The sequence below is a fragment of the Candidatus Uabimicrobium helgolandensis genome, assembly GCF_041508025.1.
In the GTDB taxonomy this organism is placed as follows: Bacteria; Planctomycetota; Uabimicrobiia; order Uabimicrobiales; family Uabimicrobiaceae; genus Uabimicrobium; species Uabimicrobium helgolandensis.
Genome location: NZ_CP165719.1, coordinates 8,718,286 through 8,731,505, shown reverse-complemented (window position 1 = coordinate 8,731,505; position 13,220 = coordinate 8,718,286). Strand labels below are relative to the sequence as shown.

The following is a 13,220-nucleotide window of genomic DNA, read 5'->3' as shown; positions in this document are numbered from 1 at the left end:
GAGTTACAAATAAAATGAGCTCCTATAATGAAGCTCATTTTATTTTGTTTTCCAAACCAACAATTCATTTAAACCGCAAGACGCAATATTTTTGCCGTCACCACTAAAAGCACAATAAGCAACTTCGGCTGTATGTTTTTTTAAGGTTAATAAGGAGCTGCGCACTTCTCCTTGCTTTATTTTCTCCACATTCCAAATACGAACTGTTTTGTCACCACCACACGAGACAAGTCTCTTACCATCAGGAGAAAAAGCGCAACAATTCACATTATCAGTATGATCCTCGAGTATTGCTATTTGTTGTAGACTTTTCGCATCTAAAATAACGAGATTATAGGTACCTCCCAAAGTTGCAACAGCAATGTAGTTACTGTCAGGGCTAAAACATGCATGTAGTATCTCTATTTCATCTCGCGATTCGGATTTTTTTCTGTGAGTATAATGTTCAAAATCCTTTGAACTGAAAATATTGCCTTGAATAGTACTTATAAATTTAGTATGCAGTTTTTTGTCTTCGACTACTAATATTTGTTTTCCATCGGGAGAGAAATAACATTTATCGATTTCGTCTTTAAAGTAAGCACTCCACTTTTTTTCGGGAGATTTATTTTTTAAAGAGTACAAATGTAAGAGTAGGCGATATTTGTCGTCTAAATTGTATTTCTTTTTATAAATAACATCAGGATTTGAGGCATTATTGTTGGGTTTTGTTTTCGAATTAAATCCTTGCCCAACTAATATTCTTTGTTGTGTTGGATGAAAATCACAACTAATCATTTTGTATCCTTCTTTTTCGAGACGAACAACTTTTTCATGACGAAACACAACAGAAGTAACCTTATTCAAAATACCAATAAAAGATTTCGGATTACGAAAATCGACAAAACCAATACTACCAACAGGATCAGTAACTGCCAGAGCTAGCTTACTTCCATTATTATTGAAATCCGAAAAGCCCATAGCCAAAATACTTGGTCGATGTGTTAAAGACTCAGTCAGGTTTTGCATCAAAAAAATCTTTTCATGTCCATAACTTGAAAACACAAGGTCATTGCGCTGTGGATGAAAATGAACATAACGAAAATTATTGTGATCACTTATTTTAACAGGATTAGTAAATGAAACTAAATCAACAGAGGTTAATGTATCGTCTTTTGAACTAAATAAAATCTTTTCTCCTGTAGAATCAAAAGCAATTTCTTTGATTTTTTCCTTATTAATTTTAAACGTCGTTATTTTACTAAAATCTCTCATATTCCATAGAACAATTTGGTGTTCTTTTCCAGCAGTTGCAAGTATCTTGCTCTGAGGATGGATTGCACAATGCACAACTTCTGCTGTATTTGTTTTAATTTTATTTAATTGTTTTAAGGTTTTAGCATTAAAGATAGAAATCAAGCCTTTTTCATTAGTTGCCACTAAATAACGTCCATTGGTTGAAAAAGCAACATCAGTGGCAGGGCTATCTCCTTTAAGATAATGTTCTTTTCCAGATTTCACATCGACAACAACAACAAATATATTTGCGTTATTTCGAGCAATAGCTATTTTTTTACCATCAGAAGAAACATCCAAAGCAGTAACACTCTGGTCATAACCATCCCCATTTTTTTTATTGGTGTAGAGAAAAAGTTTTTTACGAGGCTTTGCATTTTTCACACTAAAAATAATAGCATTGGCAAACCGGGGAACAACCTCTTTATTTGCGTGATTAAACATTGTAAAGCGTGTATCCTTATTTCTTTTTTCATAACCAACAACAAAATGTTTGCTGTCTTTCATAAAAATACACGAAGATACTTTAACAGGTTTAGAGGATCCTTTTATTGTTTGGTTTAAATATTTATTTATCGCGCGGCGCTCTTTGAGATTCCATAAAAATAATTGGCGGTCGGTGCAACCTGAGATCAAATACTTTCTATCTGGACTAATTGCAAGTTGCGTAATTTCCCCTTTGTTATGAGCCCTATTCCACATAGTAATCGAAGAATCCGAATTAACCGGTAAACTAATACTAAATATACGTCCCCTAGAATCACCACAAACAACCTGTGCCCCTTGTTTATCATGTACAAATGCTGTTATGCTATTGGTGTGCTTGAATTGTCCATAATCTTTGTTTGACAAAGATTTAAGCCACAACCATTCCCAACCTCGATACTGAATTCTTTCATCAAATTTTTTGTTTTTTACAATACTATATAGTTCTTTATCACTTATGATCTTTTTCAAAATTTGTTCATGATTAGAATCATCTATCGCCGTTTTCAAAAAGCTTTGAAAGCTCTCTTCTTCAAAAGTAAAATCTCTTAAGTATTTTTTAGTTGCATCTATTTTTCTAGTCTCTGCTGTAAATTGCCCAGCCATAATTGTTAATTGATATTGTTTGAGTAAAGAACTTTTTTTCGATTTAATCGCTTCAGCTAATTGATCTATCGCATTTGCGCGTTCTTTGCGCACCTTATCTATTTGTTGCTCTATATTTTTTTTAGCTTCCGCCAAACGGCTATTTGCCTTAGTTAAATTTGTATTGTTCATAGCAATAAGCACAAAAAACACTGTGAGAAACAAAGCAACAATAGACACAATAGACGTTTTAGTTTTATTGCGCTTCACCCACTTCAAGCTTTTAGTAACGAGACTCGGCGGCTTGGCGATAACAGGACGATTATATAAAAAGTTTCCTAAATCATCTGCGAATGCCTTAGCGTTTTTATAACGGTTTTGTGGTTTTTTTTGCAAGCATTTCAAGCAAATAGCTTCAAGCTCTTTTGGTACTCCTGGAGTCAGTTGACCTGGAGGAATAGGGTCATCATTGTGGATTTGCCGCAACACCATATAGTAAGATTCACCTTGAAATGGCGCGCGACCAGTAAGAGCATTGTAAAGAGTTGCACCAAGAGCATAAACATCACTATGATGTCCAACATTATCATTATCTACTTGCTCTGGTGGCATATAACCAAGTGTTCCCATCATCCCACCGCCATCTTGCGACAATTGCTCATCGCGATCCATTTCTTTCGCTAATCCAAAATCCATAATCTTCGGTTCTTTGTTGTCCATCATAATATTAGACGGTTTGATATCACGATGAATAATCTTATGCTCTTTGTAAGCATAGTAAATAGCATCAGCACTTTTTTTCATAATAACAGCAATATCTTTAGCCTTTAAGCTTCCCTTTTGAATGAGGCCGGAGAATGGTTTTCCCTTTATATACTCCATGGTAAAGTAGTTTTTGGGACGATTTCCCGCTTCATACACTTCCACAATATTAGGATGCTTTAACTTTGCTGTTGCTCTTGCTTCTAAAGCAAAACGACGTATTTGCTCCTCAGAGATATTTTCTTCATTAATAATAACTTTAAGGGCAACACGTCTATCTAGTTTAGTATCGTAAGCCAAAAGAACTAAGCCCATACCTCCGCGACCAAGTTCTCTCTCTATGCGATAGTGACTAAACATTTTGTCATCACTTTGACTGAGAGCAGAATCGCTAAATTGAGAAATGCGAAACGACTCAGTTGTACTTTTAGCATTTCCTAATTGACTATTACCTATCTGATGGTTTGATCCTGCTGGAGATTGGGGATACGCCGTTTCTTCAACGTAAGAAGTGATCTCTTTTGAGACATGATGGGAAAAATTTTCTCTTATTTGCGTTGGTGGAGTCATCATCGTTTGCTCTACATTTGCTTGTGGCACTTGTGTTGGTGGAGCCATCATCGTTTGTTCTACATTTGCTTGTGGCACTTGTGTTGGTGGAGCCATCATCGTTTGTTCTACATTTGCTTGTGGCACTTGTGTTGGTGGAGCCATCATCGTTTGTTCTACATTTGCTTGTGGCACTTGCGTTGGTGGAGCCATCATCGTTTGTTCTACATTTGCTTGTGGCACTTGTGTTGGTGGAGCCATCATCGTTTGTTCTACATTTACTTGTGGCACTTGTGTTGGTGGAGCCATCATCGTTTGTTCTACATTTGCTTGTGGTACTTGTGTTGGTGGAGCCATCATCGTTTGTTCCGCATTTGCTTGCGGCACTTGCGTTGACGAAACGTCTACAGATTGAGAAATCATTTGCTGTAATTTATATGCAACATCAGCAGATATATAATTTTGCTGCTGCAAAAATGCTAATAGATTTACAGAACGTTGCGCTTGTCTGAGCGTAGAAATATTTCTCACTATTTCAGTAACTTGAACTGAAGTTAAGACATTTTTATTAATTAAAAACTGCAAAATATTTTTTTCATGTTGCGCTATCATAAGTCACCTACTATACAGAAATATTATATAAGAACGATCAAATTCTATCCAACTCGCTTTAACAATATAATCACTCAGTTCTCCATATTAGTAATTCACTTCCACAAGATGCAATATTTTTGCCATCGTGACTAAAAGCACAATAATTTACACTGCCTTTATGACCACGTAAAGTAAGCAAAGAATGTCGTACGTCCCCATTTTTTATTCTTTCAATATTCCAAATGCGCACGGTTCCATCACCACTAGAGGAAACAAGTCTTTTACCATCTGGTGAGAAATCACAACAAGAAACGGAATTAGTATGATCTTCCAATGTTGCTATTTTCTTTAAGCTTTTCGCATCTAGAATAAGTAAGTTATTACTTATTCCACTACGTGCAACGGCAATGTATTTATTATTTGGACTAAAGCAAGCATGATATATAGATCTTATGCCTAGTCGATGTTCGTTTTTTAAAAGATATTTATTGTCTTCGGGATCTTCATATTCATTAAAATCAAGTTGGGTAAGAGCTTCTTTGTTGAAAAACTTTTTATTTTTATCGATATCTTTTTGAACGGAGTCAAAAGTTTTTGTATACAATTTTCTATTACACAAAGCGAGCATCTGTTTACCGTTGTCAGAAATATCCAGCCTCTCTACTTTTTTTTCAAAATAGGCAACCCACATCTTACTCATCTTGTTTTTCAAAATGTCATATAAATACAATGATTCGCGGAGTGCATATTTCTTATTTTTTGGGGGTTTAACTTTAGAGCCTCGATAATCAAATATTGTAGGTTTAACTTGAGTACCATGATAAGAAAATCCGACTAGAATTTGCGGACTCACAGGGTTAAAAGCCAAAGATTGAGGCTTATCATAAAATTTTATTCCCAATATATCCTTATTAGCAGTTAAACCTTGTACAGATTTTATACCCTCAAACAATGTTTCTCTATCTGTAAAATCTATAATTGAAACCGTTTTTTGAACTTTAGATGCAAGCGCTATTCTAGTTCCTTGTTTGTTAAATTTTGTGTCTAATACTTCAATAAGTTTACAATTAGTATATGGTTTACTGGTTTCCTCTAGAGAAAAGGTTCTTGGCCCAAACACAGAAACAACAATATCATTATGCTTTGGATGAAACTGAACATATCTATAACTTTTACCACTTAACCTAGAAGGGTTTACTACAGATGAAAAATTAATAGCTTTAATATACTTTCTTCTACTTTCGAGTATAATTTGTTTGTTAGTACTATCGTAAGCAATATCACCAATCATCTCTTCATTACAAGAAAAAGAGCTAATTTGTATATTCTCATCATCTAAGTTAGTCAGGTCCCACAATGTTACTTGTCCCCCAGATCCAAAAGTAATGAGCATCTTATCAACAACTAGACATCGATTTATTCTTGATTCGCTAGAAATACTTCGATGTAATTTCCATGTTCTAATATCCCAAAAAAGAATGATGCCTTTCTTATCAATGCTGATTAAATAACGACCGTCAGAAGAAAATTTAACATGCTTCACCACCTGAGTATGCTCTTTCAAAACTTTTTCTTTTTTTGATTTTAAATTGATAACAATTATAGGTGTAATCGTGTTAGCTCTTCCCACTGCAAGTAATTTATTATTAGGAGATATGTCGACAGAAGTAACAGCATGCGCAATGCCATCACCTCTTTTCTTATTCATATATAGAAAAAACTCATGTCGCGCTTTTGAATCAGTAACAGACCACAGCACTGCATTTGCAAACCGAGGTACTAGATCTCGATTCATTTTTCCAAAGACATCCATGCGATAATTGGCATCTTTTTCGCCATACCCAGCAATAAAATATTTGCTATCTTTAGTGAAGACAAAATCTGATATATCAATTAAATCTTTCTCATTTGTTTCTACATTTCGCAATGTGCGCCAATACTTACGAATAACACGTTTATTTGGTAAATCCCACAGAGTTAATTGACGATCATTGCTAAGAGATAGAAGAAATTTAGAGTTAGGACTAATAACTAACTTTATTACCGGTCGCTTGTCTCCGTATTCTTTATTTTTCCAAACGCGAAAGCGAGAATTCGGTGAAAGAGGCAAAGACATACTCAAAATATTGCCATCATCGTCCCCACAAATAATTTCCGAATTATTTTGATCATGGACACAAGACATGATTATATTATCATGCTTATATTTTTGAAAAGGGCGATTTACAATTGTTTTTAACCACTGCCACTCCCAGTTATGGCTAATCAAATCTGTTTGTTTTTCTTTTAGTTTTTGATACAAATAAGACTGTGGATTGAGCTTTTCCAAAACCCCCTCGTAGTTTTTACCGTTGATAGTATCGCGTAAGTCATCTTGGTATTCTTGTTCTTGTATTTTAAAGCTTTTCAAATATTGTCTTGTAATTTCAACGTTATTTTTCTCAGCAGAGTTTTGCCCTGAGAAAATAGTTAATTTGTACTGGGTATTTAACGATCGATGTCCTGAAATAATAGCCGAGGTTAATTGGATTACAGCATCTTCTTGGGCCTCTTCAGCATTATCTCGCGCTAGTTTTGCATTGTCGCGCTCTTCGGTTAGCATTGCGTTATTTATCGTCATAAGAATCGTAATTGCTACCAAAAAAACAAAAATCGTTGTAAAAATCGAAGCCTTTGTCTTATTGCGTTTAGTCCATTTCCAGCCTTTAGCTACTAGACTTGGCGGTTTAGCATTTACAGGACGATTGTTTAAAAAGTTATCAAGATCATCTGCAAGCCCTTTTGCATTACGATAACGATTTCGTGGCTTTTTCTGCAAGCACTTTAAACAAATTGCCTCCAACTCCTTTGGTATTCCTGGAGTTAATTGACTTGGCGGCATTGGATCATCATTATGTATTTGCCTCAAAACCATGTAGTAAGATTCCCCCTGAAACGGAGGACGTCCAGTTAGAGCATTGTAAAGAGTTGCGCCAAGGGCGTAAACATCGCTATGATGACCGACATTATCATTGTCAATTTGTTCTGGAGGCATATAACCCAGTGTTCCCATCATTCCGCCATCTTGAGATAGCTGCTCATCGCGGTCCATTTCTTTTGCCAATCCAAAATCCATAATCTTGGGTTCCTTGTCATCCATCATAATATTGGAAGGCTTGATATCACGATGGATAATCTTGTGCTCTTTATAAGCATGAGAAATGGCGTCGGAGCTTTTTTTCATAATAAGCGCAATATCTTTTGTTTTTAAACTTCCCTTTTGAATAAGACTTGATAAAGGCTTTCCTTTTACATACTCCATTGTAAAATAGTTTTTTGGAGTACTTCCTGTTTCATATACTTCGACAATATTTGGATGTTTGAGTTTAGCAGTTGCTCGCGCTTCTAGAGCAAAACGACGTATTTGTTCGTCTGAAATATTCTGATTATTGATAATAACCTTAAGTGCTACTTGTCTATCAAGTTTGGTATCATAAACTAAAAGAACTAAGCCCATCCCACCACGGCCAAGTTCTCTTTCTATCCGATAATGGCCAAACATTTTATCTTGCCCATTTACGAAATCTGTTGATTGATTGAGCGATTTTCCACCATTATTTGTTTCTTGTTGCACATTAGTTATCGGCTCTTGAATTTGCGGCGATACACTTTCGGCGATTGATCCTGCCATTGTTTGATTTTGATTTGGTTGCGGAATATTTCTAGCCGGAGATCCTATCATTGTCTGGTCTTGATTTTGCTGCGCAATATTTTCCGCTTGTGATCCCATCATCGTTTGATCTTGGTTTTGTTGTGGAAAAGCTCCCGTTGGCGATCCCATCATCGTTTGATCTTGGTTTTGTTGCGCAATATTTCCCGCTTGTGATCCCATCATCGTTTGATCTTGATTTTGTTGCGCAATATTTCCCGCTTGTGATCCCATCATCGTTTGATCTTGGCTTTGATTTTGCTGCTGCGGAAAAGCTCCCGTTGGCGATCCCATCATCGTTTGATCTTGATTTTGTTGCGCAATATTTCCCGTTGGCGACCCCATCATCGTCTGATCTTGGTTTTGCTGTGCAATATTTCCCGTTGGCGACCCCATCATCGTCTGATCTTGGTTTTGCTGTGCAATATTTCCCGCTGGTGATCCCATCATCGTCTGATCTTGGTTTTGCTGTGCAATATTTCCCGCTGGTGATCCCATCATCGTTTGATCTTGGTTTTGCTGCACAATATTTCCTGCTGGCGCTTGATTTCGATTTTGTTGTAAAAAAATTCCCGTCGGAGATCCAGCCATCGTTTGATCTTGGTTACGCTGACTTGATTGCGATTGCTGCGATGATTTAACAATCATTTCCCGTAGTTTATACGCAACATCAGCAGAGATATAATTGTATTGCTGCAGAAATGCTAATATATCTACAGAGTTTCGCGATTGTCTGAGCGAATAAATATTTTTTACTATCTCAGTAACCTGAACTTGAGTTAAAATATTTTTATTAATCAAAAACTGTAAAATATTTTTTTCGTATTGCGTTATCATAAAACTACTCACTACAGAAATATTATGTATTTAAAGAATATAAGAACCTACATTATAATGCGATTGATTGAAAACTTATATAAAATTATTAAGGCGTGTCGAAACGAATCTTTAAAAGTTAAATTATAAAAACAAATATCTCCCTAATCTTAGGACTAAGATAAAGCAAAGAAGTAAAGTGTACCGACATTGAAATGTCGCGATTTATAGGCACTCTCTTAGTACTATCTATTTATTGATTTTGGACAACAAACAATGAAAAAACTTAGGAAAAAGTTATTAAATCAATTGCGTCAAGATAGAGATAAATTTGCCGCAGAAAAAAATTGGCCAAGTATGCTTTGGATTTTAAACCGTATGCTAGAAATAGATCCTAGCTCCAAAAGATTTTGCGCCCGCGCAGACTTACTTCGCAGACTAGGCTGTTTTGACGAAGCAAAAGAAAGCTACCAAGATGCGCTTATTTTAAATCCTAACTACGACAAAGTACACAAAGGTTTAGAACGCCTAAAAGAAAAGATAGAATATCTCGAAAACCAAATTCCCTCCAAAATGCTAGATACTTATCAACAACTTGCATCAACTAACATAAAAAAAATACGTCTACAAATAACTTCTTCTATCTTCGATAAAGATTGGGAAACCGCTGCAAAATTTTGTAAAAAATGGACCACTTTAGAAGTAACACCACTACGTTTTTGCATGGAAGCAGCAATGCTTTTACAATCTCAAAAATGGCAAGAAGCAATCATTTGCTACGACAAAGCTCTGCAAGAAGATGCTAATTTTCCGATAGCAAATAGAGGTATCGAAAAAATCAAAGAAACCTTAAAAAAACAAGAAAAATATAAACAGGAAGCCATTAATTTAGAGTCTAAATCAGAAAAGAAACACGAATTCAAAATTCCCGACCTAAAACTAGAGCCAGAAGATCAATCGCAACCCGAATTGAAGGTTCTCGATCTAGGACCAGAATCAGAAAATAAATCACAAGAAAAGAAACGCGAATTCAAAATTCCCGACCTAAAACTAGAGCCAGAAGATCAATCACAACCCGAATTGAAAGTTCTCGATCTAGAACCAGAATCACAAGATCAATCACAAGAAAAGAAACGCGAATTCAAAATTCCCGATCTAAAACCAGAGCCAGAAGATCAATCACAGCCCGAATTAAAAGTTCTCGATCTAGAACCAGAATCACAAGATCAATCACAAGAAAAGAAACAGAAAATTCTCAATCCAGAACCGGAGTCAGAGCAAAAGGACCAACTCAAACAAGACTCCGACGATAGTATGTATTTGGGAATTGTAGACAAAGAGAAATCATAAATAGTATGTATTTGGGAATTGTAGACAAAGAGAAATCATAAGGAGTTATATTCAGTGCATTTAGATCGCAACCAAGTAAAAAAATTTCTAAGCCAACAAATAGACCAACTAAGCAATATGATGGCAGATTTAAACAACTACACAGCACAACTAGAGACAAACTATTACCGCGTTACAATTTTCGGCTCAGCGCGAATACACGAAAACGACCCTTACTACGAAAATGTAACAAATTTAGCCAAGGCTCTTTCCGAAAAAGGAGTTGATATTGTAACTGGAGGAGGTCCAGGGTTAATGGAGGCGGCAAATAAGGGAGCAAAACTCAGTGGAAATAAAATTCGTTCTATAGGAATCAGCATTGAGTTGCCATTTGAACAAACGAGTAATCAGCATCTAGACATAAAAAAATCTCATCGTCGCTTTTCTTCACGCTTAGATGAATTTATGCGCATTAGCCATGCTGTGATTGTCACTCCTGGTGGCTTAGGTACACTACTAGAACTTTTTTATACTTGGCAATTACTGCAAGTTGAACACATCAAAGAGCGACCAATTATTTTATTTGGTAAAAAATTTTGGGAAGGTATGATCAACTGGATTCGCGAAATTCCAATAGACAATAAAATGATTTCCCCTGAAGATCTAGATCATGTACATATATTCGATAGTGTAGAAGAGGTCATCGAATTTTTAACTCCGCAAATAAAACAATTCAACTCTAAATCAAAATCATTTATTAACAAATCTCTTATCAGCAGTGAAGCATTTGAAAAACTTAACGAACTTCACAATTCTACTCAAAAAAGTTTCGACGAAATTATTGATGAAGCAATTATTAAAATGCACAAAACACAACAAAAACCATAAATTATGCGTTGTCTAAAAAAATTTAAAAGACATCTAAACAAAAAAAACGGTAATCATATGAAAAAATTAGCTTTTTATACTATCACTATACTTATAACATTTATTATAGTATTTTTTGGGATAATAGCGTTAGCAAAGCAACATATAAAAAGGGAATTTTTATACACGGAACAAATTATCGAGATTCACAAAATTGCATTTTCGTACAAACGTTTATTAGAAATCTCATTCGTAATTCCTGAAACGAGAGATCCTGTTATTGAAGATATACCATTACTCATTCCAATTCATTGGAGCCTGCGCCAATGGGGAGTGGACTATAGTATGTATTGGGTAAAGTAAAAATAGCAGAGGTAGAAATTAACAATTCTATGCCAAACCAAACTAAAGAACATATAAAGACTATTTGAGAAGCTTGTGCTCCAGGAGAACTAAATGAAAAATATTGATATTCGCTCGCCTTTTTGCATTATGATTCGTCATTTTGGCAACTTATCGCCTCAAGAAATTTTTGAATTTCTCAACATAAAAATACTATCTCAACTTGAAAATGTTGAACAAGGAATGAACGAACTTATTCAGAAACGAATTATTTTTACAGCACAAGATAACAAATGGTTCCACATTCTTGATCGATGTTATAGTTTATAGTTCACGAAAACATTATCAAATATTACATTTAATGAATTTTCATTTAAAAAGGAGTGATCCTTTTGGGGAATACTACTATGCCCTCTATCCCGTTAGCAAAAGCATTCGGGATTGCTTTTCGAATAATGTTTGCTGCCCCGTTGATATCAGCATTAAGCAAAATATTTTGTTTAGACCGAAATAGACCTCGTTTAACACGGCGTCCCAAATAATTTTGATGTTTCTTGATCGGTTCACTGTCTAAGAAAGAACATTTAGAAGTGTAACTTTCTTCTTGAATAAGAACTTCAATACCAGCAAGTTGGGCTTTGTAGGTAAGTTGGTTAACAAACTGAGAATGGGGAATAGAAACAAAATTTTGATTATTCCTTTTGCCAATGTTAATCTGTTGCTTCCAATCATCGTTTTTGCCAATAACTAATGTTCCAATACTTTTCTCAACTAGCAATTTAATGATATAGCGACTAGATTGATGAAGGTAGTTGCTAACAACGCAATTTCTTTTGTATGTAAGTTTTTCAATTCTTCTACTAGTTCCTTTGTTACCGATATAAGACATTAAACAAGAACGCTTTTTGTTAAAAAATTGGTTAATCGATTTTAGAGGTCTACCGTTAATCAAGACAGGAGTGAAGTCTTTTTGATTTGAAGTTATAGCCGCTAAGTTGTTTAACCCAATGTCTATTCCAGCGATTTTGTTTTTATCAAGGTTAGGATTAAGAACTTTATGTTTTCCTAATTGTTTGTAACAATCTTCTAATAATAATCTATTGAACTCAAGTAACTTTTCTTCTTTTGGCTTTTGACTTAATATTTGTTTTGTTACTTTTGATAGTGTTACAGAATCAAAAATATCTTTGTTATAAATTTTTGTTTTGATCAAAGAATTCAATTTATCTGCTATTGCTTTTTTTAATAACTTTGCTGGTTTATCGCATTTGTAGTTTTCTATTTTTTCTTGCAATATTTTTGAACACTTTTTTCTCAAATACAATGATATTGGTGTATCTTTTTGTAGTTCTAAGAGAAATTCCGACGTGATATCTTTTTCTTTGAGTAGATACACTGATTTCTCATAAACAATCTCTATTTTGTACATTCCATATCGAGGAACTATTCTTACCTGTTTGATGTGTTTTTGTTGACATGACAATGTTATGTTACACATTGATAGCTTGATTTTGTTCTTTGTTAATTCTTTTTTGTTTATTGCATCTATTGGGTATAAAACTATATTCCGTCCGTTACTCTTATGTTTATACTTTGGCAATTTTGGTTTTGCCTTGAATTTATTTGGATTGATCTTGTATCCTTCTAACCCTCTAAAAAATGATTCGAAGTTTTTGCACAATACTCTTAATATCTGCTGACTTACTTTTGTTGGTAGTGCGTAATAGTCTGGCTGCTTACTTTGTTGTAGCTCTTTTTGAAGATTTTCGTAACCTATAAAACCTTTTCCTGCGAAAAAATTTTGACGCACTACATACAATCCAGCATTATATAGATTTTTTGAACGGAAACTTAAGTCGTCCAGTTCAGAGTATTTTTTATTATTTTTTGTTATATTATGTTTTTCTACGAGCTTCATAATTTTGCT

The 13,220-nt window shown here is 34.8% G+C and carries 7 protein-coding genes; 4 read left to right on the top strand and 3 right to left on the bottom strand.

The features are described 5' to 3' along the window. Positions 1 to 39: 39 nt before the first annotated feature. Together UABHE_RS32250 and UABHE_RS32245 are read right to left on the bottom strand one after the other, a co-directional pair. Positions 40 to 4,269, bottom strand: coding sequence for a protein kinase (locus UABHE_RS32250; protein WP_372367572.1), 4,230 nt, complete (start codon positions 4,267 to 4,269; stop codon positions 40 to 42). Positions 4,270 to 4,339: 70 nt separating this feature from the next. Continuing rightward, entirely contained in the window at positions 4,340 to 8,776 is a 4,437-nt protein-coding gene (locus UABHE_RS32245; RefSeq protein WP_372367570.1) for a protein kinase, read from the bottom strand. Between the two features lie 255 nt (positions 8,777 to 9,031). Between UABHE_RS32245 and UABHE_RS32240 the strand changes: the two genes are divergently transcribed. The 4 genes from UABHE_RS32240 (at position 9,032) to UABHE_RS32225 (ending at position 11,623) form a co-directional block, all read left to right on the top strand. Continuing rightward, positions 9,032 to 10,105, top strand: a complete 1,074-nt coding sequence (locus UABHE_RS32240; RefSeq protein WP_372367568.1) for a tetratricopeptide repeat protein — start codon at positions 9,032 to 9,034, stop codon at positions 10,103 to 10,105. 54 nt (positions 10,106 to 10,159) lie between these two features. Then, complete coding sequence (locus UABHE_RS32235; protein WP_372367566.1) at positions 10,160 to 10,972, top strand: TIGR00730 family Rossman fold protein; 813 nt, start codon at positions 10,160 to 10,162, stop codon at positions 10,970 to 10,972. A 57-nt stretch (positions 10,973 to 11,029) separates the two neighbouring features. Beyond that, positions 11,030 to 11,314, top strand: coding sequence for a hypothetical protein (locus UABHE_RS32230; protein WP_372367564.1), 285 nt, complete (start codon positions 11,030 to 11,032; stop codon positions 11,312 to 11,314). Positions 11,315 to 11,407: 93 nt separating this feature from the next. Beyond that, the gene (locus tag UABHE_RS32225) at positions 11,408 to 11,623 is read left to right on the top strand and encodes a hypothetical protein (RefSeq protein WP_372367563.1); all 216 of its coding nucleotides are present in this window, start codon (positions 11,408 to 11,410) and stop codon (positions 11,621 to 11,623) included. A 43-nt stretch (positions 11,624 to 11,666) separates the two neighbouring features. On the opposite strand, the gene UABHE_RS32220 is transcribed toward UABHE_RS32225, so the two are convergent. Continuing rightward, positions 11,667 to 13,211 carry an RNA-guided endonuclease InsQ/TnpB family protein gene (locus UABHE_RS32220; RefSeq protein ID WP_372365609.1) on the bottom strand — a complete coding sequence of 515 codons (1,545 nt, stop codon included), beginning with the start codon at positions 13,209 to 13,211 and terminating at the stop codon, positions 11,667 to 11,669. Positions 13,212 to 13,220: the final 9 nt, after the last annotated feature.